Origin of the sequence: Pseudomonas sp. R11-23-07 (genome assembly GCF_003852295.1) — a bacterium.
Lineage (GTDB): Bacteria > Pseudomonadota > Gammaproteobacteria > Pseudomonadales > Pseudomonadaceae > Aquipseudomonas.
Map to the genome: position 1 here is coordinate 750,724 of NZ_CP027761.1, position 21,408 is coordinate 772,131.

Genomic DNA, 21,408 nt, shown 5'->3' on the forward strand with positions numbered 1-21,408 from the left:
TTACGCGGGCGCCTTTCTGGTTTGATTGAATGCTTACAGCAAATCGTATTGCTTGAGCTTTTTGCGCAACGTGCCCCGGTTGAGGCCCAGCAGCTCACTGGCTTTGGTCTGGTTGCCCTTGACGTAGTTCATCACGCTTTCGAGCAGGGGCGCCTCGACTTCGGAGAGCACCAGGTTGTACACGTCCGTGACGGAAGCGCCCTCGAGGTGGGCGAAATAATTGTGCAGCGCCTTCTCGACACTCCCGCGAAGGGTCTGGCCTTCTTCGCTCGGCGTGTTGAGGTGCTGTTTCAAATTGACGTTGTCGCTCACGGGTGCTGTTCCACTCACTAAAGTCTCGGTCATCATCGTCATGCGGCCACCCCTTCTCCATCCCCTGTTCCCAGGCTCTTGTCACGTTCGGCGAAGAACTCACGAACGGTGGCGACCTGTGCCTGCGTTTCATCCAAACGGTTGAACTGAGCGCGAAATTCCCTGGCGCCCGGCAAGGTGGCGAGGTACCAGCCGACATGCTTGCGAGCAATGCGTACGCCCATCACATCCCCATAGAAGGTGTGCAGGGCGGCCAGATGCTCTAGCAGAATACGTTCCACCTCGGTCAGTCCCGGTGCCGGCAACACGTCGCCGGTACGCAGGAAATGCTCGATCTCACGGAAAATCCATGGCCGCCCCTGGGCGGCCCGGCCGATCAACACGCCGTCGGCACCGGTTGCGTGCAGCACGCGCCGGGCTTTCTCGGCTGAATCGATATCGCCATTGGCAAACACCGGCATCGACACCGCCTGCTTGATCGCGGCAATGGTGTCGTACTCGGCTTCCCCGGTGTAAAGGTCGGCGCGGGTGCGGCCATGCACCGCCAGCGCTGCAATACCTGCCTGTTCGGCGATCTTCGCCACCGTCAGGCCATTCTTGTTGTCCCGGTCCCAGCCGGTGCGAATCTTCAGGGTCACCGGCACATCGACTGCGGCGACAACGGCCTGCAGGATCTCGGCAACCAACTGCTCATCTTTCAGCAGGGCGGAACCTGCGGCCTTGTTGCAGACCTTCTTGGCCGGGCAGCCCATGTTGATATCAATGATCTGCGCACCCAGCTCCACATTGGCCCGAGCCGCATCCGCCAGCATCTGCGCATCACCCCCGGCGATCTGCACCGAGCGTGGCTCGGGATCACCTTCGTGGATCATGCGCATCCGCGACTTGCGGGTGTTCCACAAACTCATGTCGCTGGTGACCATTTCAGAGACTACTAGACCCGCGCCCAAACGTTTGCAGAGCTGACGAAAGGGCTGGTCCGTGACGCCCGCCATTGGGGCGAGGATCAAGCCGTTGTGCAATGTATATGGGCCGATGCGTACCGCCGACATAGGACTTCCCTGTTGTGGGGCCGGATCATTAGAGTTCGAAAAAGGGTTGGCATGATACCCGCTCTCGATGACTGGATAAAGGCTGAATTGGATAAAATCTGAACAGTTATTTTTTTATCGCCAGCGGTTTGGTTGACGTCGGCGCAGTCAATAAACCGCCGTCAAACCTCGGTGCTGGCGCAGCTTCACTCGGGCGAATGGAAGCTCAGGCTGTAGTTCACCGCTTTGCTGCCGGGGTCAAGGATGTCCAGGGAGATGTGGATCGGTGTCTGCGACGGCATTTCACTGACCCCGGCCAACTCGCCGCTGAGGTACTCGGCGGGCTTGAAGCGCCGACTGGCGATCAGGCCGCCGTTCAAGTCGGCAAAGCGCAGCTCCAGCTGCGGAAAGGGCTGGGAGAAAGTCGCGCGGTTGTAGATGATCGCATCCACCACCAGCGCCCCAGCGAACTCCGGATGGCTGCGCACCACTAGGTTGCTGCTCTTGATGTGGGCGATGTCGACCCGTGATGGCACGGTGCAGCCCAATTTCGGGCACAGTTGCTGGAACCATGGACGGTAGGCGTCCTGACGGGCCAGTTCGTCGAATTGATAGGCGATGTACTGGCCCGCCAGGCCCGCGGCAGCGAGCAGTACCAGCACGATCCAGGTCAGGCGGCGGCCCAGGCCTGACGGACGCTTCTGCGCATACAGGTGCAGCGGGTCGTCCTCCAGGTCCTGGAACACCTCGTCGACATTGGCCTCGGCACGTGCGCGCTTGCGCCGGGCGTGGGGGCGGTCGTCGGTGGCTTGCGCCGCTGGCGTCAGGGGCGTGAAGGGTGGATCGGGATCGTCGTCCGGGGTCGAGCGCAGTGGCGGTTCGTCGTCGAGATCGTCGCGGTGAAACGACAGGGACGGCTCGGTGCGCTCGCTCGGCTCCGGCTCGGCTTCGGCGGGCAGGACGCGCTCTTGCGGCGGCTCGCTGAACAGGCTGGCGGCCCACTTTTCTTCCTCGGCCTTGACTGTATTGCGGCTGGCGCTGAGGGCATCTTCCTTGTGCCGACGCTCGGCACCGGGCTGGCGGCGGTCCGCGCCGACGGGCTGGGTGTGCTGAATTTCACGGCGCTCGAGCTTGGCCAGTTCCTCGTCCAGGTCCAGGTTGTCCAGGTCCAGCTCTTGGGCTGTCCATTGTTTCTGGCTGATTGCGCGCGGCGGCTCAGGCGTGGGTTCATCAGCGCCGGACTGTTCAGGTTGCGCTGCCGGCACCGAGGCTCGCTGCTCCAGCAACTGGCGCGCGGCGTTGAACACCTGCAGGCAGGAGCCGCAGCGCACCACGCCACGGGCCACGCTTAATTGAGCGTGGTTGACGCGAAAGCGTGCTTGGCAATGCGGGCACTGGGTGACGAAACTGTCGCTCATGCGGCCATCCGATTCAGACAAGCGCTCATTCTAGCGCCGACGACCGCTGATGCGTACCCAGCCGTCACGGTTGGCGATGGGGTCCAGCTCGAAATCCCTGGCGTAGGCGGCGGCGACCTTTTCACCTTGCTCGGCGAGAATGCCCGACAGTGCCAGGCGCCCGCCTGGCTTGACCAGGTTCGACAACTGCGGCGCCAGCGACACCAACGGCCCGGCGAGGATGTTGGCGACCAGCACATCGGCCTGTACCTGGGGCAAATCCTCAGGCAAATAGAGTGGGAATTTGCCTTCAGGAATGTGGTTGCGCCCGGCGTTATCGCGGGAAGCTTCCAGGGCCTGCACGTCGATATCGGTGCCCACGGCCTGCTTGGCGCCCAGCAGCAGCGCGGCAATGGCCAGGATCCCCGAGCCGCAGCCGAAGTCGAGCACGTTGCAGTCGCTCAGGTCCTGGCCGTCCAGCCATTCCAGGCACAGCGCGGTGGTGGGGTGAGTGCCGGTGCCGAACGCCAGGCCCGGGTCCAGCAGCAGGTTGACGGCATCCGGCTCGGGGGCGGCGTGCCAGCTGGGTACGATCCACAGGCGCTGGCCGAAACGCATGGGCTGGAAATTGTCCATCCAGCTGCGTTCCCAATCCTGGTCTTCAATCACTTCGCTGTGATGCTCCGGCAGCGGGGTGCCGGTGAGCAATTCCAGATGGGCCAGCACGCTGGCGGCCTCGGTGCCGTCTTCGAACAGGGCCAGCAAGTGGGTATGGGACCACAGCGGGGTGGTGTTGAGTTCCGGTTCGAAGATCGGCTGGTCTTCAGCGTCCATGAAGGTCACCGACACAGCGCCGACTTCGAGGAAAGCGTCTTCGTAGGTTTCGGCTTGTTCTGGGCTGATGGCGAGACGGACTTGCAGCCAAGGCATGGCGGGCACCTTTGAAAAAATGAGTGTGCAGCGGGATGGGGCTGCGAAAGCGCGCAAGTTTACGCGAGCGGCGTGCAGAAGACGACATTACTGACTGAACGCCGACCAAATGTGGGAGGGGGCTTGCCCCCGATAGCGGTGTGTCAGTCTCAACATCTGTAACTGAGCCACCGCCATCGGGAGCAAGCCCCCTCCCACAGTTGAACTGTGTACATTCTGGAAATCGGAGTTCCAGAAACAACAAAGCCGCCCGAAGGCGGCTTTGTTAGTGAAGCACTTACTGGTTTGCCAGCTTGTGTTCCAGGTAGTGAATGTTCACACCACCTTCGCAGAAGCCTTCATCACGCACCAGGTCCCGATGCAGCGGGATGTTGGTCTTGATGCCGTCGACCACGATTTCGTCCAGGGCGTTGCGCATGCGGGCCATGGCCTCATCGCGAGTCGCGCCCCAGGTGATCAGCTTGCCGATCAGCGAGTCGTAGTTGGACGGAACCTTGTAGCCGCTGTACAGGTGCGAATCCACACGTACGCCGTTGCCGCCGGGCGCGTGGAAATGCTTGACCAGGCCTGGGCTCGGCATAAAGGTTTGCGGGTCTTCGGCGTTGATCCGGCATTCCAGCGAGTGGCCATGGATCTTCACGTCGTCCTGGGTGAAGGACAGCACGTTGCCGGCGGCGATGCTGAGCATCTCCTTGACGATGTCGATACCGGTGACCATCTCCGACACCGGGTGCTCTACCTGCACGCGAGTGTTCATCTCGATGAAATAGAAACGGCCGTTCTCGTAGAGGAACTCGAAAGTACCGGCGCCACGGTAGTTGATGTCGATGCACGCCTTGACGCAGCGCGCCAGGACTTCCTGGCGGGCTTTCTCGTCCAGGCCCGGTGCCGGGGCTTCTTCCAATACCTTCTGGTGACGACGCTGCAGCGAGCAATCGCGGTCGCCCAGGTGGATGGCGTGGCCCTGGCCGTCGGACAGTACCTGCACTTCCACGTGACGTGGGTTGGTCAGGTACTTCTCTAGGTAGACCATCGGGTTGCCGAACCAGGCAGCCGCTTCGGAGCGGGTTTGCTTGGCGGCTTCGATCAGTTCTTCTTCCTTGTGCACCACGCGCATGCCGCGACCACCACCGCCACCGGCGGCCTTGATGATCACCGGGTAGCCGACTTCGCGACCAATGCGCAGGGCGGTTTCCTCATCTTCCGGCAGCGGGCCGTCGGAGCCAGGAACGGTAGGCACGCCGGCCGCGATCATGGCGTCCTTGGCCGAGACCTTGTCGCCCATCAGGCGAATGGTTTCGGCTTTCGGGCCGATGAAGGCAAACCCGGATTTTTCCACCTGTTCGGCGAAATCGGCGTTTTCCGCGAGGAAGCCGTAGCCTGGGTGAATGCCATCGGCGCCGGTCACTTCGGCGGCAGCGATGATATTCGAGACTTTCAGGTACGAGTTGGTCGCCAGGGGCGGGCCGATGCAGATGCTCTCGTCCGCCAGTTTCACGTGCATCAATTCGGTATCGGCCGTCGAGTAAACAGCGACGGTCTTGATGCCCTCTTCCTTACAGGCGCGCAGGATACGCAGTGCGATCTCGCCGCGGTTGGCGATCAGGACTTTTTGCAGTTTCTTCGCAGGTTTCAACATCGAAGGCGCTCCGCGGTTCAAACGATGGTGAACAGCGGCTGGTCGTACTCAACCGGCTGACCGTTTTCTACCAGGATGGATTCGATGGTGCCGGCTTTTTCGGCCGTGATGTGGTTCATCATCTTCATCGCTTCAACGATGCAGATGGTGTCGCCCACTTTCACGGTCTTGCCCACTTCAACGAAGGCTGGCGAGGTCGGTGCCGGGGTGCGGTAGAAAGTACCGACCATTGGCGACTTGACCACGAAACCGTTCAGCTCAGGGGCTGCTGGCGCCGCAGGCGCGGCGGCGGCTGGAGCGGCGGCAGGTGCGGCAGCGGCCGGAGCCGGTGCTTGCATCTGTGGCGCGTAGAACTGTTGAGCCGGGGTCTTGCTGTGACGGCTGATCCGTACGGACTCTTCGCCTTCCTTGATTTCCAGCTCGTCGATACCGGATTCTTCCAGCAGTTCGATCAGTTTCTTAACTTTACGGATGTCCATGAATCATCAACTCCCAAGGGTCGGTCAGGGGCGTTTAGCCTGTTCTTCAACGTGTTCCAGGGCGGCCTCCAGGGCCAGTCGGTAACCGCTGGCGCCAAGGCCGCAGATCACTCCTACCGCTACATCGGAGAAGTAAGAGTGATGGCGGAAAGCTTCGCGTTTGTGCACGTTCGATAAATGCACTTCGATGAATGGGATGCTCACCGCCAGCAGCGCGTCACGTAATGCAATGCTTGTGTGCGTAAAAGCGGCGGGATTGATCAGAATGAAATCCACGCCTTCGCCACGCGCGGCATGGATGCGATCAATCAATTCATACTCGGCATTGCTTTGCAGGTAGAGCAAATGGTGGCCGGCGACACGGGCCCGCTGTTCCAGATCGAGGTTGATCTGATCAAGGGTCACTGCCCCGTAGACGCCCGGTTCACGGGTGCCGAGCAGGTTCAGGTTGGGTCCGTGAAGAACCAGTAAGGTCGCCATCGGCTGTTCCTTGTTATTGGTGGGGGACGGCAGAACCCGGCGACTATGCCGCAAAGCCTTTGTGACTGTCCAGTTCTATGCAGTAGCCAGCACGATTAGCGAGGATTGCGCGAAATTTGTGACTGTGGCCTGAGATCTGGTCATGGGTAATACATCCTTGAAGCCTATGGAGATCAAATGTGGGAGGGGGCTTGCTCCCGATTGCGGTGTATCAATCAACACATACAGTGGCTGACACACTGCTATCGGGAGCAAGCCCCCTCCCACATTTTGATCTTCATGGGGCGCAGGATTGGGTCAGACCCGAAAGGCTTTTACAGCCGTATTGAGCTGCCCGCCCAGCACCAGCAGATGCTCGCCCTGGCTGCGTCCCTGGCCGATACGCCGCAGGTTGTCTTCACCCAGTTGGTGAATTCTTTCGCTGTTGTCGCGAATCTCACTCACGGCCCCGCTTTGCTGCGCCGTTACGTCAGCGATGCGTACGGCGGTCGCGGAGATGGTCTGGATCGCCCCGACGATTTCATCCAGCGCGCCATCGGCGGCCTGGGCTTGCTCGGCGGTGGCTTCGGCGTGTTCGACCTGTGCCCGCATGCCTTGTACCGATTGGTGGGCGGCGGTTTGCAGGCCGGCGATCAGGCCCTGGATTTCGGCGGTGGCGCCGGCGGTACGCTGGGCCAGGGAGCGCACTTCATCGGCAACCACGGCAAAACCGCGCCCGGCCTCACCGGCGCGGGCCGCTTCGATCGCTGCGTTGAGCGCCAGCAGGTTGGTCTGCTCGGCGATCGAGCGGATCACCGTGAGTACGCCGCCGATGGTCGCGGACTCTGCGGCGAGTTTCTCGATCATCTGCGCATTTTGCTGCACTTCACCCACCAGGGCATGCAACCCGGCCAGGCTCAGGCCGATCACCCGCTGGCCTTGTTCCACGGCGACGCCGGCACTGCGACTCGCGCCCGCAGCCTGGCTGGCATCACCCGCCACTTGCTGGATTGTCGCCTCCAGTTCGCCCAGGGAGTCACGAATCTGCGCGGTGTCCCCGGCCTGGCGTTCGGCGCCGTCGTGCAAACCGCTGCTCAGTTCGGCCAGGGTGCGGCTGCTGCCGGCGACTTCTTCGGCATTGCCGCGGATCGTGCCGACGAGGTCCACCAGATAAGCGCGCAGGCGGTTCAGCGAGGCTTCGATGTCGCGCAGCTCGCGATTGGTCCTGCCCAAGGCGATCGGCTGGCTGAAGTTGCCTTCGGCCCAGGTGGACAGCGCCGGGGCGAGGTGGGTCAGCACCCGCGCCAGGCGGCGTTGCAGGGTATCGATCAACAGTGCGATCAGCAGGATCAGGCCAATCATCAGCCCCTGCATCAGGCGCACTTCGCCCTGGATGTTGGCGTGCTGTGCGCGCACCACCGGCTCCAGGCTGGCGATGGCTTGTCGCACGCCGGTGATCTTGATGTGTGTGGCGGCGGCGAGGTCGGTGCGTTGCTGGATCTGTTCGCGGGTGCGCTTGAGTTCGGCGGGGTAGCGGGTCAACAGGCTGTTGAGTTCACGCTTGAGGTCGACGCCGGTGTCCTGGGCTTCGGTTTTTTCAGCGTTTTCCAGGCCCATCAACGCGGAAAAATCGTCGCTGCTGGATTCGGCGCTGGCCTTCACCCCGAGCAAAGGCAGCTGGGCCAACAGGTCGGCCTGGGTACGAATGTTGGCGATTTCACGCTCGACATCATCGGCCAATTCGGCGCGACCGCTGCTCACCAGTTTGTCGCGGGCCAGGGACAGCTTGCCCAGGTGTTGCGAGGCGGCCAGCAGTGGTGGCAGATAGCGCGCCGCGTCCGGGGCATTCACGGCGCTGGCGTACTGGCTCAGTTGCTCCAGATTCGCCCCCAGCTCGCGTTCGGCCTGCAGTAATAGCGCTTGCGGGTCGCCGGCCAGTTTACCGGCAGCGAGCAGGTCGGTTTTGCTGAAGGTGTCTAGCTCCATGAGGCTGGGTCGCAGGTTCTGCGCCAACTCGGGCGGCAATGAATCGAGCTGCTGCAGCAGGCTTTCCAGGCTCTGGCCGGCGCTGCGCAAGCGCAGGGCATCGCCGCTGGCCAGGTAGTCGTCGATATTGCGTGCGGCCTGATTCTCGAAAGCCTGGGACAGCCCCAGATAGCGCTCCATCAACAGGTACGGGCGCTCCAGCGCCCGTTGCGACCACCACAGCGTCGCTCCGAGTGCGAGACACACGGCCACCAATAAAAGGGTATTGAGATTGGTCAGCAGCTTCAGGCGCATGCGTGGTTTCAACCGACAGCAAAAGATAAGTGCCTGAAGTTATTGCGTTTACATTACAAAGTTATGACCGAATCAGTGGATTCCGGTGAAAAGATGGCACTTTGCTTTGATGTGCGAGCGGCTTGCACGCGGTTACGTCCGGCATGCTTGGCGCGGTACAGCGCCTCATCGGCCTGGGCGGCCATCGTCAGGCTGTCGGAACCGTCGCACAATTCCACCAGCCCGGCGCTGAAGGTGCACCATAAATCCTGGGGTTGGGCCGGGTAGTGGATTTCCGCAAAACGCCCACGAATCTCGTCCAGCACTTTGCAGGCCGATTCGAGGTCGGTGTCGGGCATTACAATCGCGAATTCCTCACCGCCATAACGGCCGATATAGTCGCTTTTGCGCAAACGCTGCTTGAGAAACAACGCCAGGCTTTTGATCACGCGGTCGCCCATGGGGTGGCCGTGGCTGTCATTGACCCGCTTGAAGTGGTCGATATCGAGCATGGCAAAGCTCAGCGGCTTGTTCTCGCGGCGGGCGCGGAAGCTGCAGTCTTCGAGCAGTTGCAGGATATGCGTGTGGTTGTACAGCCCGGTCAGGCTGTCACGCACCATCCGCGCTTTCAAATTGCGCGCACGCGCCGCGCGGTTGCGCACGGTGGTGATCAGGTGGCGCGGCTTGATCGGCTTGGTCAGGAAGTCGTCACCGCCTTCGCTCATCGCATCCAGCTGTTTGTCCAGGTCGTCTTCGGCCGACAGGTAGATGATCGGTACGCTGACATAGCGGTCGTTGTGACGAATCACCTTGGCCAGCTCGGTGCCGGTGCAGGCGGGCATGTACATGTCGAGGATGATCAGGTCGGGCTGGAAGTCGGCTAGTTCGGCCATGGCCCGGATCGGCTCGATCAACGTGCGGGTGACGATGCCGGCGCTGTTGAGCAGGCGCTCGGTATGCAACGCCTGGGCGCGGGAGTCGTCAATGATCAGCACTTTATACGGCTCATATTGAGCCACGCAGGTCAGCACTTCGATCTTTTCCAGCAGGCTCGAGGCCTCCAGCGTGCCGGTCAGGAATTCTTCGCCGCCGGCGCGCACGGCGGCCAGGCGGGTCGGGGTGTCGGTTTCATGCAGGCTGAAAAACAGCAGCGGCAGCTTTTGCTCCAGGCCTTCCTGGGCTTCGGCAGCCAGTTTCAGGCCCAGGCCGGTGCCGCAGAAATCCACGTCCATCACGATGGCCGACGGCAGGCGCTCGGCCATGGCGGCGCGAAAGGCTGCGACGCTGTCCAGGGACTGGGCGCTCATGCCGAAGAATTCCAACTGCTTGGCCAGGCGCTCGGCGCGGTTGTGGTCGGCCAGCATCACGTAGATCGGCTTGCGCATCGGCGGCAGCAAGGTTTGTTCCAGCTGATCGCCCTGGCGCAGCCCGGTGCGCGACAAGCGCTGCATCAAGCGATTGAGCTCGGTGATCAATTGGCTGCTCAGGCGCCCGCGGTTTTCATCCACCGCCTTGAGGGACTCACCAATGTGCTGGGCCAGTTGGCGGTGTTCGGGCTGTTCGAAACGCTCGGCAAAGCGCTGCAGGCGCAGATTGGCTTCATTGAGCTCGGAGAAATCCGCGTTGGACCATTCGCTACGCTGCAGGCGCTGCCAGATCTCAAGAATTTGACGTGCCTGATGAATTACCCGCTGGGCAAAGTGCTGCTTGAGACGCTCGCGGCTGGGGTCTTCTGACTCGGTCATATCCTGACTACTGTGCGGGTGCATGCTGAGGTCGACTGATGGCTCTATGCTAGCATCTCTTTTCTGACGAATGAGTGTCATACGTCAATTAAGTACGTGTCTGCGGTATTCATTTTTTGACCTCGTGGTCGCGCTGTGTAAAAAGCGTGCATCCTTTATAGTCCAACCTCCGGTATGCGCCAATTTGGTTTAAAAGCCCGCACCGATGGGCACGATGGGGTAGGGTTGTGGTCGGAATGTTTGACCGCACCCGGACAATTGATGTGCATGAACTCAAGTGATTGAAAGGATATCGCCATGCTGGACTGGAAAAACCGCGAAGGCAGTGCCAAAGGCCCCGCCCCTGAGCCCAAGTCGGCCAACCGCAGCTACGTTCGCAACCTGCTGATGAGCCGCGCCTTGCTCAGCGTGATCTGCTTGTACTTGCTGGTCACCGGTGGCCTGGGTTGGTATTGGAGTCAGGAACCCGCGTTGTTCCCGGTCCAGCAGAACGCCCAGCTGGCCGCCGAGAAGGAAGGCAAGCAGATGGTGATCGGCTATACCACCGTCGAGACCCTGAAAAGTGTGGTCGGCACCTTGCTGAACAAGCCAGGTGGCTACATTTCCAACGACCGTTTCCCGCCAGGCCTTTGGATGGACAACATGCCCAGTTGGGAGTACGGCGTGCTGGTGCAGGTGCGTGACCTGACCCGTGCCCTGCGCAAAGACTTCGCCCGTTCCCAGTCGCAGTCGGCTGAAGACGCTGACCTGGCCAAGGCCGAGCCACGTTTCAACTTCGACAACAAGAGCTGGGTGCTGCCGTCCAGCGAGTCGGAATACCAGGAAGGCATCAACTCCCTGAACCGCTACGAAGCACGCCTGTCCGACCCGAACCAGAAGGGCGCGCTGTTCTATTCCCGCGCCGACAACCTGAACAACTGGCTGGGGGATGTCGCCACCCGCCTGGGTTCGCTGTCGCAGCGTCTATCGGCCAGTGTCGGCCGGGTCAAGCTGAACACCGCGCTGAAAACCGAAGCGCTGGCGCCGGGTGAAGTGCCGCAGGTCGATGAGGAAGTGGTGGAAACCCCCTGGATGCAGATCGACAACGTGTTCTACGAGGCCCGTGGCCAGGCGTGGGCACTGTCCCACCTGCTGCGCGCCATCGAAGTCGATTTTGCCGACGTGCTGGCCAAGAAAAACGCCACCGTCAGCGTGCGCCAGATCATTCGTGAGCTGGAGGCCTCGCAGGAACCGGTGTGGAGCCCGATGATTCTCAATGGCAGCGGTTTCGGCGTACTGGCGAACCATTCGCTGGTAATGGCCAACTACATTTCCCGGGCCAACGCTGCAGTGATCGACTTGCGTCAGCTCCTCAACCAGGGTTGATGATGGACGCTACTCATAGGGAGGCTGCCCACCGCGTGGCCTCCGATGCTGAACTGATCTGTTGGGTCGACGAGCAGGACAACCTGCTCGGCCACCTGGTCAGGTCCGACCTTCGCCGGCGCGGCTTGATCGGCCGTTGCACCTTCATATTCCTGTTCAATACCAAGGGTGAGTTGTGCGTGCATCGGCGCACCCTGAGCAAAGCACTGTACCCGGGGTTCTGGGACACGGCTGCGGGCGGGATGGTCGCGGCAGGGGAAACCTATGCCGATTCGGCGGCTCGTGAGCTTGCAGAAGAACTCGGCGTCAGCGGTGTGGAATTGACCGAACATGACCATTTCTATTTCGAAGACGGCGGCAGCAGGCTTTGGTGCACCTCCTACTCTGCGGTATGGGACGGGCCACTGTGCCTGCAGCCCGAAGAAGTCATGGAAGCGCGCTTCCTGCCGATTGAAACGGTGTTGAGCGAGGCGAAACACAAGTCTTACTGCCCGGACGCTCAAGAGGGCCTGCGGCGCTATCTGGCGTTGCGTCGCTAAAGTTGCATGAAATGGCGCCATTTGGCCCTTAGCAACTTGGCTTTTTGCCGTTACACTGCGCCACTTTTCATCCCCTAGAGGATTGCCGGTGGCCAAGAAAGCCGCATCCTTCGCCGCCCTCGGTGGCCTGGTATTTTCCACCGACGCAGGTCGACACTGCCCGGACTGTCGTCAGCCCGTGGATTCGTGCACCTGCAAACACACCCTGATTCCCGAAGGCGACGGCATTGCCCGCGTACGCCGCGAGAGCAAAGGCCGAGGCGGCAAGACGGTGACCACCATCACCGGCGTGCCGCTGGCCGAAGAGGCGCTCAAGGAGCTTGCCACCGCGCTGAAAAAGCGCTGCGGCACCGGTGGCGCGTTGAAAGACGGGGTCATCGAAATCCAGGGCGATCACGTCGAACTGCTGTTGGCCGAGTTGATCAAGCTCGGTTACAAGGCCAAGAAGTCCGGCGGCTGAAAGCCTCTTCCCAACCTGTGTCTAAACTCTGTCCTGCAAGCGAGGTCTACCTCCCTCACAGGCAAATCGTCATTTTCATTCTTTAGACTGCGCCAGCCTCCGCTTGAGGTGGCGCCTTCGCCTTCATTTATAGGGGACTTCGATGTCCGTACGACGCACACGCAAAGACGATGGCAGCCAATGGACAGTTGCGGACAGCCGCAGCGTTTATGGGATTCGCCATTGGGGGGCCGGTTATTTCGCGATCAATGAAGCCGGTCGCGTAGAAGTCCGTCCGAACGGTCCGAACAGCACGCCCGTCGATCTGTACGAGCAAGTCGACGCGCTGCGCAAAAGCGGCCTGTCGTTGCCGCTGCTGGTGCGCTTCCCCGATATCCTGCAAGACCGTGTCCGCCAGCTCACCGGTGCCTTCGATTCGAACATCGAGCGCCTGGAATACCAGAGCCAATACACCGCGCTGTATCCGATCAAGGTGAACCAGCAGGAAGCGGTGATCGAGAACATCATCGCCACCCAGAACGTCTCCATCGGCCTGGAAGCCGGCTCCAAGCCTGAGCTGCTGGCCGTATTGGCCCTGGCGCCGAAGGGCGGCACCATCGTCTGCAACGGTTACAAGGACCGTGAGTTCATCCGCCTGGCGCTGATGGGCCAGAAACTCGGCCACAACGTGTTTATCGTGATCGAGAAAGAATCCGAAGTGGGGCTGGTGATCGAAGAGGCTGCCAGCCTCAAGGTCAAGCCGCAGGTTGGTTTGCGTGTGCGCCTGTCGTCGCTGGCTTCGAGCAAGTGGGCTGACACCGGCGGTGAAAAGTCCAAGTTCGGGTTGTCGGCGGCGCAACTGCTGTCGGTGGTCGAGCGTTTCCGCGCGGCCGGCCTTGACCAGGGCATCCGCCTGCTGCACTTCCACATGGGCTCGCAGATTGCCAACCTGGCCGACTACCAGCACGGGTTCAAGGAAGCCATTCGTTACTACGGCGAGTTGCGCAACCTCGGCCTGCCGGTGGACCACATCGACGTCGGCGGTGGCCTTGGCGTGGACTACGACGGTACCCACTCGCGTAACGCCAGTTCGATCAACTACGACATGGACGACTACGCCGGCGTGGTGGTGGGCATGCTCAAGGAATTCTGCGACGCGCAGAGCCTGCCGCACCCGCACATCTTCTCCGAAAGCGGCCGTTCCCTGACCGCCCACCACGCCATGCTGGTGGTGCAGGTGACCGACGTCGAGAAACACAACGACGAAATCCCGACCATCGAAAACAAGGAAAGCCTGCCCGAAACCGTGCAATGGCTGGTGGACCTGCTCGGCCCGACCGATATCGAGATGGTCACCGAAACCTACTGGCGCGCCACCCACTACATGAGCGACGTGGCCACCCAGTATGCCGACGGCAAACTGACCCTGGCCGAGAAAGCCCTGGCCGAACAGTGCTACTTCGCCGTGTGCCGCCGCCTGCACAATTCGTTGAAAGCCCGCCAGCGCTCGCACCGCCAGGTGCTGGACGAACTCAACGACAAGTTGGCCGACAAGTACATCTGCAACTTCTCGGTGTTCCAGAGCCTGCCGGACACCTGGGCCATCGGCCAGGTACTGCCGATCCTGCCGCTGCATCGCCTGGACGAAGAGCCGCTGCGCCGCGCCGTGCTGCAAGACCTGACCTGCGACTCCGACGGCAAGATCAAGCAATACGTCGACGAGCAGAGCATCGAGACCAGCCTGCCGGTACATGCCCTGAACGAGGGCGAAGACTACCTGCTGGGTATTTTCCTGGTGGGGGCTTACCAGGAAATCCTCGGTGACATGCACAACCTGTTCGGCGACACCGACTCGGTGAACATCTACCAGCGTGAAGATGGTTCGGTGTACAGCGCCGGTATCGAGACCCACGACACCATCGAAGACATGCTGCGCTATGTGCACTTGTCGCCGGAAGAGTTGATGACGCATTACCGTGACAAATGCGCCAGCGCGAAGATCTCCGCGTCGGAGCGCACCCAGTTTCTGGATGCGCTGCGCCTGGGCCTGACCCGTTCTTCGTACCTGTCCTCGTAATAGCAACTGATACAGCTCTAAAAGTGTGGGAGGGGGCTTGCCCCCGATAGCAGTGGATCAGTCAGAACATTAGTGGCTGACACACCGCAATCGGGAGCAAGCCCCCTCCCACATTTGGATCGGGTTTCTTCAGCTGGCGCCCAGCCACAGGCCCTGCCGATTCAACCGCCACGCAATCGCCCACAGGGTTAGACTGCGCACCGCCATGAACACCAGGAAGGTTATCCACAACCCGTGGTTGCCCAACCCCTGCAGTGCCCAGGCGAGCGGCAGCACCAACAGCACCGTCAGCAACATCCCATTGCGCATTTCCCGCGCCCGCGTTGCGCCGATAAACAGCCCATCCAGTAAATAACTCCACACCGCAATCAACGGCAATACCGCAAGGTAGGGCAGGTAGATATCGGCGGTTTCGCGCACGCTGGGAATATCCGTCTGCATGGCGATAAACACATGGCCGCCGAAGGTAAAGAGCAATGCGAAGCCCAGGCTGGCGATCAATGACCAGCCACAGGCCACCACCAATGAACGTCTCAACGCCTGGCGATCATGCGCACCGATGGCGTGGCCGCACAGGGCTTCCACCGCGTGGGCCAGGCCGTCCAAAGCGTGAGCGGTCAGCAGCAGGCCGTTGAGCAACAGCGCATTGGCCGCCACGGTGGCATCGCCCAGGCGCGCGCCTTGTACCGTGATCATGAAAAACACCGACTGCAACGCCAGGCTGCGGATAAAGATGTCGCGGTTCACCGCCAGCAGCGGGCGCCAGCTTTCCCACAGTTTCAATGCGCCCCAGGCGATATGCCCGGGGTAGGCGCGCAGGGCTTTTTGCGTGAGGGCCAGGCCGAGCAGGGCGCCGGTCCACTCGGCGATCACCGAGGCGCGGGCCGAACCGACCACGCCCCAGTCCAGGCCGAGTACGAACCACAGGTTCAGCGCGATATTGACCAGGTTGGTGGTCAGCAGAATCGCCAGCGGCGCACGGGCGTTCTGGGTGCCGAGGAACCAGCCGACCAGCGCATAAGTGGCCAGTGCGGCAGGCAGACCAAACAGGCGCGTATGGAAGAACTCGCGGGTCAGCTGGTTCAGTTCGGCGGAGGGCTGCATCCACTCCAGGGCCAGGTGGCTCAGCGGAATGCCGACGGTTCCCAGCAACATCGCCAACCCCAGCGCCAGCAACAAACCCTGCAGCAGAATCTGGCGCAAGGCCGCGCCGTCATTACGCCCGGCGGCCTGGGCGGCGAAACCGGTGGAGCCCATGCGCAGGAAACCCATGGCCCAGGCGAGGAAGGTATACAGGCTGGCCCCGACGGCCACGGCGCCCAGTTGGTGAGCGTGGGGCAGGTGGCCGATGACCATGCTGTCGACCAGGGCTACCAGCGGCACGGAGATATTCGACAGGATCATCGGCGCGGCCAGGGCCCAGACACGGCGATGGGTGGGGCGGTGGCGCCAGTCGGCGAGCAGGGCTGTCATGAAGGCTCCTTCGAGGGTGGCGCATTGTAACCGTCCACCCACCACACCGCAGAACCAATGTGGGAGGGGGCTTGCTCCCGATGGCGGTGTGTCAGTGGTTGAATCCAGTTCTGACCCACCGCTATCGGGAGCAAGCCCCTCCCACATTTTTTGATCTCCATTGACTGTGGGATTGGGCTTGGCCCACCCTCCGTCGGTCAATGTGACCGGCGCCACAACGGCTTGGCCGGCGCTGATATATAGTTCACCCCCGGTTTCCTCTGACGACGAGTGCCCCATGCTTAACAAAGGATTGTTCCTGGCCTGCGCGCTGGCCCTGCTGAGCGCCTGCGATTCTTCCGATAAACCGTCTGCACCCTCCGCCCCGGCGGCGAGCGTGGCGCCCAAGCCGGCCAAGGCGGCAGTGGATGTGGCGGCGTTGAAGCAGCGCTACGCCGGGCGCGAATTGAGTGTGGTGGACGTGTCCGAGGTGCAGTTGGATGGGGCCAGCACCTTGTCGGTGAGTTTCTCCATTCCCCTGGACCCGGATCAGAAGTTCGCCGACAAAGTCCATCTGGTGGACAGCACCTCGGGCAAGGTCGATGGCGCCTGGGAACTCTCGGACAACCTGATGGAGTTGCGCCTGCGTCACCTGGAGCCGCAGCGCAAGCTGGTGCTCACGGTGGACCCCGGTGTCAGAGCGGTGAATAACAACCTGCTGCCCGCCGAGTACAGCGCCCGCCTGGAAACCCGTGACCTGCAAGCCACCGTCGGCTTCGCCAGCCGCGGCACGTTGCTGCCCACGCGCCTGGCCGAAGGCTTGCCGGTGATCGCGCTGAACGTCGACAAGATTGACGTCGAATTCTTCCGCATCAAGCCCGAGTCCCTGCCGTCGTTCCTGGCGCAGTGGGGGCGCAATACCAGCCTGCAAAGTTACGAGTCCCGCGAATTGCTGCCGATGGCCGATCTGGTCTACGGCGGGCGTTTCGACTTGAACCCGGCGCGCAACACCCGCGAAACCCTGTTGCTGCCGATCGCCGGCCTCAAGCAATTGCAGCAGCCCGGAGTGTACCTGGCGGTGATGCGCGCCTCAGGCACCTACAACTATTCGCAACCGGCCACGTTGTTCACCTTGAGCGATATCGGCCTGTCGGTGCACCGCTACGCCAATCGCCTGGATGTGTTTACCCAGGCGCTGGAAGGTGGCAAGGCGCTGAACGGCGTCGAGCTGGAAATTCTCGATGCCGAAGGCCGTGTGCTCGGCCAGGGCAAGACCGAAGACGGTGGCCACGCCGAGTTGCCGCTGCCGAAAAAAGCCCAGGTGCTGCTGGCCAAACAAGGCGAACAGACCAGCTTATTGCGCCTCGACAGCGCCGCGCTGGACCTGGCCGAGTTCGATATCGCTGGCCAGCCGTCCCATCCGCTGCAGTTTTTTGTGTTCGGCCCGCGTGACTTGTACCGTCCCGGTGAAACCGTGCTGCTCAACGCGCTGTTGCGCGACAAGGACGGCAACGTCGTCAAGCCGCAACCGGTAAGCGTCGAAGTGCGGCGCCCGGATGAGCAGGTCAGCCGAAAATTCGTGTGGGACGCCGACGCCTCCGGCCTCTATCAATACGCGCTGCAACTGGCCGGCGAAGCGCCGACCGGGCGGTGGCAGTTGGTGTTCGACCTGGGCGATGGCAAACCGCAGTTGTATGAATTCCTCGTCGAAGACTTCCTGCCCGAGCGCCTGGCGCTGGAACTCAAGGGCAGCGACACCGCGCTGAGCCCGGCGGATGACCCGGTCATCCAGGTCAACGGCCGTTATCTGTACGGCGCGCCGGCCTCGGGCAATCGGGTCAGCGGGCAGGTTTATGTGCGCCCGCTGCGTGAGGCGGTCAAAGCCCTGCCGGGCTTCCAGTTCGGTTCGGTCACCGAAGAAGAGCTGAGCCAGGATTTCGAACTGGACGAAAGCACGCTCGACGCCAAGGGCCAGGAAGAACTGACCCTGGAAAGCAAATGGGCCGAGGCCAAGTCGCCGCTGCAACTGATCGTGCAAGCCAGCCTGCAAGAGTCGGGCGGGCGGCCGATCACCCGGCGCCTGGTACAGCCGATCTGGCCGGCCGAGCAGTTGCCGGGCCTGCGCGGGCTGTTTGACGGCACTGAAACCAACGGCGACGGCCCGGCGGAATTTGAAGTCGTGGTGGCCAACCAGGACGGGCAGAAACTCGCCGCGCAGAACCTCAAGGTGCGTCTGGTGCGTGAGCGCCGCGACTACTACTGGAACTACTCCGACAACGATGGCTGGAGCTATCACTACAACGAGAAATTCCTCAACCTCGACGAACAGACCCTCGACATCAAGGCTGGAGATACCGCGAAGGTCAGCTTCCAGGTGGAGTGGGGCCCTTACCGCGTGGAGGTCGAAGACCCGCAGACCGGCCTGATCAGCAGCCTGCGCTTCTGGGCCGGCTACCAGGCCCAGGACAACACCGAAGGCGGCGCCGTGCGCCCCGACCAGGTCAAACTGGCGCTGGATAAACCCGCCTATGGCGATGGCGACACCGCCAATGTCACCGTAACCCCGCCGGCTGCCGGCAAAGGCTACCTGCTGGTGGAGTCCGCCGAAGGGCCGCTGTGGTGGCAGGAAATCGACGTGCCGGCCGAAGGTAAAAGCTTCGCCGTGAAGCTCGACCCGAAATGGTCGCGGCATGATTTGTACGTGAGTGCACTGGTAATCCGCCCTGGCGAGCGCAAAGCCAATATCACCCCCAAGCGCGCGGTGGGCCTGCTGCACCTGCCTTTGGATCGTACCCAGCGCAAGCTTGGCCTCACGCTGACCGCGCCGGAAAAAATGCGCCCCAAACAGCCGCTGACGGTGAAGATCGCCGCCAGGAATGCCGACGGCAGTGTGCCCAAGCAGGTGCATGTGCTGGTGGCCGCAGTAGACGTGGGCATTCTCAATATCACCGAATACCCCACACCCGATCCGTACGCCAGCCTGTTTGGCCGCAAGGCCTACGGCGTGGACCAGTTCGACATCTACGGCCAGTTGATCGAAGCCGGGCAGGGCCGCCTGGCCAGCCTGGCGTTCGGTGGCGATGCGGCACTGGCCAAGGGCGGCAAGCGCCCGGACACCAGCGTGACCATCGTCGCCCTGCAAAGCGCGCCGGTCACCCTCAACGAAAAGGGCGAGGGTGAAGTCAGCGTCAATATTCCGGATTTCAACGGCGAACTGCGCCTGATGGCCCAGGGCTGGAGCGATGATCGCTATGGCATGGCGCAAGCCAAGACGGTCATCGCCGCGCCGCTGATTGCCGAGCTGTCGGCGCCGCGCTTCCTGGCCGGGGGTGACCAGACCACCCTGGCGCTGGACCTGTCCAACCTCTCGGGCAAGGCGCAGAAGCTTGACGTGCAACTGAGTGCCGAAGGGCAGTTGGAGTTGGTCAACACTGGCGCGCAAACCGTCGAACTCAAGCAAGGCCAGCGCACCACCCTGCGTATCCCGGTAAAAGCCTGGGGCGGTCTGGGGCAAGGCAAAGTTAAGGTCACGGTCAATGGCCTGGACCTGCCCGGTGAAACCCTGCCGCCGTTCAGCCGTGAATGGACCCTGGGCGTGCGCCCTGCTTACCCGGCGTTGCTCAAGCATTACCGCGCCGTGCTCAAGGACCAGCCGTGGAGCTTGCCGGCAGGCACCCTGGAGCAGTTCGACAGCTCGGGACGCGAGGCGTTGTTGAGCCTGTCCAGCCGGCCGCCGTTGAACCTCGGCGCGCAGATCAGTGCGCTCAAGGCTTACCCCTACGGCTGCCTGGAACAAACCGCCAGCGGTCTGTACCCCTCGCTCTATGCCGACGACGCGCTGCTCAAACGCCTGAGTATCAAGGGCGAGCCGGATGCCGAGCGTAAACGCAAGATCGAGCTGGGCATCGAACGCCTGTTGGGCATGCAGCGCTACAACGGCAGCTTCGGTTTGTGGGGCGCTGACGGCGAGGAAGAATATTGGCTGACCGCCTACGTCACCGACTTCCTGCTGCGCGCCCGCGACCAGGGCTTTGCCGTACCGGCCGAGGCGCTGAAGAAAGCCAGCGAGCGTCTGCTGCGCTACGTGCAGGAGCGCAACCTGATCGAAGTCGACTACAGCGACAACGCCGACCACACCCGTTTCGCCGTGCAGGCCTACGCCGGCATGGTCCTGGCGCGCAGTCAGCAGGCGCCGCTGGGGGCCTTGCGCAGCATCTTCGAACGCCGCAGCGATGCGCGTTCCGGCTTGCCGCTGGTGCAGCTGGCCATCGCCCTGCAGAAAATGGGCGACCAGCCGCGTGCGGACCAGGCGTTGCTCGCGGGCCTGGCGGCGCAGCGCAGCGCCAAGGAATGGTTGGCCGACTACGGCAGCCCATTGCGCGACCAGGCGATGATCCTGGCCTTGCTGGAAGAAAATGACCTGGCCAAGGGCAAGCGCGAGGAACGTTTGTTTACCCTGGCGGACCAGTTGGCGGCCAGCCCGTATCTGTCGACCCAGGAGCGTAATTCACTGTTCCTCGCTGGGCGCCTTGGGCTCGCCCAGCCAGAGGCGAGCTGGCAGGTGTCGCTGACCGGCAGTGGCGCGGTGCGCGAACTGAACAATCAGCAATCGACGCTGCAACTGGATGACAAGCTGCTGTCCAGCGACTTGACCCTGAGCAACCAGGGCGAAACGCCGGTGTACCAGCAACTGACCCTTTCCGGTTATCCACAAGTGCCACCGGCAGCGGGCGGCGAGAATCTGAGCATCCGTCGCGAATACCTGGGCATGAACGGCCAGCCGCTGAACCTGCACAGCCTCAACAGCGGTGATTTGGTGTTGGTGCACTTGGCGGTCAGCGCCAAACAACGGGTGCCGGACGCCCTGGTGGTCGACCTGCTACCGGCCGGCCTGGAACTGGAAAACCAGAACCTGGCGCAAAGCGCCGCCAGCCTGGAGAACGCCAGCAGCCAGGTGAAGGAATGGCGCGAATCGATGCAGAACGCCTCGCTCAAGCATCAGGAGTTTCGTGATGACCGTTATGTGGCGGCGATGAATCTGGATGGCTATGGGACGACGCACTTGCTCTATCTGGCGCGGGCTGTAACGCCGGGCACCTACCGCGTGCCGCCGCCGCAAGTGGAGTCGATGTACCGGCCGAACTGGCAGGCGGTGGGCGAAACCCCGGCAGATATGGTGATCAAGGGCCGCTGATCGCTGAAGTTGAAATGGAGATCCAATGTGGGAGGGGGCTTGCCCCCGATGGCGGTGTGTCAGTTGCCGGATGCATTGACTGAAACACCGC

15 protein-coding genes are annotated in these 21,408 nt (G+C 62.1%); 5 read left to right on the forward strand and 10 right to left on the reverse strand.

Annotation, left to right across the window (positions count from 1 at the left end):
* Positions 1-33: 33 nt before the first annotated feature.
* The 9 genes from fis to C4J84_RS03215 form a co-directional block, all read right to left on the reverse strand.
* A complete protein-coding gene (gene fis / locus C4J84_RS03170) occupies positions 34-354 on the reverse strand; it encodes a DNA-binding transcriptional regulator Fis (protein ID WP_003221275.1) in 321 nt (106 codons plus the stop codon).
* Positions 351-1,364, reverse strand: a complete 1,014-nt coding sequence (gene dusB, locus C4J84_RS03175; protein WP_124434895.1) for a tRNA dihydrouridine synthase DusB — start codon at positions 1,362-1,364, stop codon at positions 351-353. The genes fis and dusB overlap by 4 nt, the downstream gene beginning before the upstream one ends.
* Positions 1,365-1,549: 185 nt before the next feature.
* Positions 1,550-2,761 (reverse strand): DUF3426 domain-containing protein, encoded by a 1,212-nt coding sequence (locus C4J84_RS03185; protein WP_124434896.1) that lies wholly within the window; start codon positions 2,759-2,761, stop codon positions 1,550-1,552.
* Positions 2,762-2,791: 30 nt separating this feature from the next.
* Complete coding sequence (gene prmA, locus C4J84_RS03190; RefSeq protein WP_124434897.1) at positions 2,792-3,670, reverse strand: 50S ribosomal protein L11 methyltransferase; 879 nt, start codon at positions 3,668-3,670, stop codon at positions 2,792-2,794.
* Between the two features lie 277 nt (positions 3,671-3,947).
* Positions 3,948-5,309: an acetyl-CoA carboxylase biotin carboxylase subunit gene (gene accC, locus C4J84_RS03195; protein WP_124365687.1), complete on the reverse strand. Its 1,362-nt coding sequence runs from the start codon at positions 5,307-5,309 to the stop codon at positions 3,948-3,950.
* A 17-nt stretch (positions 5,310-5,326) separates the two neighbouring features.
* A complete protein-coding gene (gene accB, locus C4J84_RS03200) occupies positions 5,327-5,788 on the reverse strand; it encodes an acetyl-CoA carboxylase biotin carboxyl carrier protein (RefSeq protein WP_124402950.1) in 462 nt (153 codons plus the stop codon).
* A 24-nt stretch (positions 5,789-5,812) separates the two neighbouring features.
* Entirely contained in the window at positions 5,813-6,268 is a 456-nt protein-coding gene (gene aroQ / locus C4J84_RS03205; protein ID WP_124434898.1) for a type II 3-dehydroquinate dehydratase, read from the reverse strand.
* Positions 6,269-6,565: 297 nt separating this feature from the next.
* Positions 6,566-8,527, reverse strand: a complete 1,962-nt coding sequence (locus C4J84_RS03210; RefSeq protein WP_124434899.1) for a methyl-accepting chemotaxis protein — start codon at positions 8,525-8,527, stop codon at positions 6,566-6,568.
* A gap of 53 nt (positions 8,528-8,580) precedes the next feature.
* A complete protein-coding gene (locus tag C4J84_RS03215) occupies positions 8,581-10,251 on the reverse strand; it encodes a PleD family two-component system response regulator (protein WP_124361098.1) in 1,671 nt (556 codons plus the stop codon).
* A 297-nt stretch (positions 10,252-10,548) separates the two neighbouring features.
* Between C4J84_RS03215 and C4J84_RS03220 the strand changes: the two genes are divergently transcribed.
* The 4 genes from C4J84_RS03220 (at position 10,549) to speA (ending at position 14,671) form a co-directional block, all read left to right on the forward strand.
* Positions 10,549-11,616, forward strand: a complete 1,068-nt coding sequence (locus tag C4J84_RS03220; protein WP_124402953.1) for a DUF2333 family protein — start codon at positions 10,549-10,551, stop codon at positions 11,614-11,616.
* Positions 11,617-11,618: 2 nt separating this feature from the next.
* Entirely contained in the window at positions 11,619-12,155 is a 537-nt protein-coding gene (locus C4J84_RS03225) for an NUDIX hydrolase (protein ID WP_124434900.1), read from the forward strand.
* Positions 12,156-12,243: 88 nt separating this feature from the next.
* Positions 12,244-12,615 (forward strand): translation initiation factor Sui1, encoded by a 372-nt coding sequence (locus C4J84_RS03230; RefSeq protein WP_124365690.1) that lies wholly within the window; start codon positions 12,244-12,246, stop codon positions 12,613-12,615.
* 142 nt (positions 12,616-12,757) lie between these two features.
* Positions 12,758-14,671 (forward strand): arginine decarboxylase, encoded by a 1,914-nt coding sequence (gene speA / locus C4J84_RS03235; protein ID WP_124361102.1) that lies wholly within the window; start codon positions 12,758-12,760, stop codon positions 14,669-14,671.
* Positions 14,672-14,800: 129 nt separating this feature from the next.
* Here speA and C4J84_RS03240 read toward each other — a convergent pair whose 3' ends face one another.
* Positions 14,801-16,144 (reverse strand): MATE family efflux transporter, encoded by a 1,344-nt coding sequence (locus C4J84_RS03240; RefSeq protein ID WP_124434901.1) that lies wholly within the window; start codon positions 16,142-16,144, stop codon positions 14,801-14,803.
* 277 nt (positions 16,145-16,421) lie between these two features.
* Between C4J84_RS03240 and C4J84_RS03245 the strand changes: the two genes are divergently transcribed.
* On the forward strand, positions 16,422-21,317 hold the full coding sequence (locus C4J84_RS03245) for an alpha-2-macroglobulin (protein WP_124434902.1): 4,896 nt from the start codon (positions 16,422-16,424) through the stop codon (positions 21,315-21,317).
* Positions 21,318-21,408: the final 91 nt, after the last annotated feature.

Coding starts and splice junctions, on each gene's coding strand:
- C4J84_RS03220 (WP_124402953.1), top strand. CDS start 10,549: ATGCTGGACTGGAAAAACCGCGAAGGCAGTGCCAAAGGCCCCGCCCCT.
- C4J84_RS03245 (WP_124434902.1), top strand. CDS start 16,422: ATGCTTAACAAAGGATTGTTCCTGGCCTGCGCGCTGGCCCTGCTGAGC.
- accC (WP_124365687.1), bottom strand. CDS start 5,309: ATGTTGAAACCTGCGAAGAAACTGCAAAAAGTCCTGATCGCCAACCGC.
- accB (WP_124402950.1), bottom strand. CDS start 5,788: ATGGACATCCGTAAAGTTAAGAAACTGATCGAACTGCTGGAAGAATCC.
- C4J84_RS03210 (WP_124434899.1), bottom strand. CDS start 8,527: ATGCGCCTGAAGCTGCTGACCAATCTCAATACCCTTTTATTGGTGGCC.
- dusB (WP_124434895.1), bottom strand. CDS start 1,364: ATGTCGGCGGTACGCATCGGCCCATATACATTGCACAACGGCTTGATC.
- prmA (WP_124434897.1), bottom strand. CDS start 3,670: ATGCCTTGGCTGCAAGTCCGTCTCGCCATCAGCCCAGAACAAGCCGAA.
- speA (WP_124361102.1), top strand. CDS start 12,758: ATGTCCGTACGACGCACACGCAAAGACGATGGCAGCCAATGGACAGTT.
- fis (WP_003221275.1), bottom strand. CDS start 354: ATGACGATGATGACCGAGACTTTAGTGAGTGGAACAGCACCCGTGAGC.
- C4J84_RS03215 (WP_124361098.1), bottom strand. CDS start 10,251: ATGACCGAGTCAGAAGACCCCAGCCGCGAGCGTCTCAAGCAGCACTTT.
- C4J84_RS03225 (WP_124434900.1), top strand. CDS start 11,619: ATGGACGCTACTCATAGGGAGGCTGCCCACCGCGTGGCCTCCGATGCT.
- aroQ (WP_124434898.1), bottom strand. CDS start 6,268: ATGGCGACCTTACTGGTTCTTCACGGACCCAACCTGAACCTGCTCGGC.
- C4J84_RS03185 (WP_124434896.1), bottom strand. CDS start 2,761: ATGAGCGACAGTTTCGTCACCCAGTGCCCGCATTGCCAAGCACGCTTT.
- C4J84_RS03240 (WP_124434901.1), bottom strand. CDS start 16,144: ATGACAGCCCTGCTCGCCGACTGGCGCCACCGCCCCACCCATCGCCGT.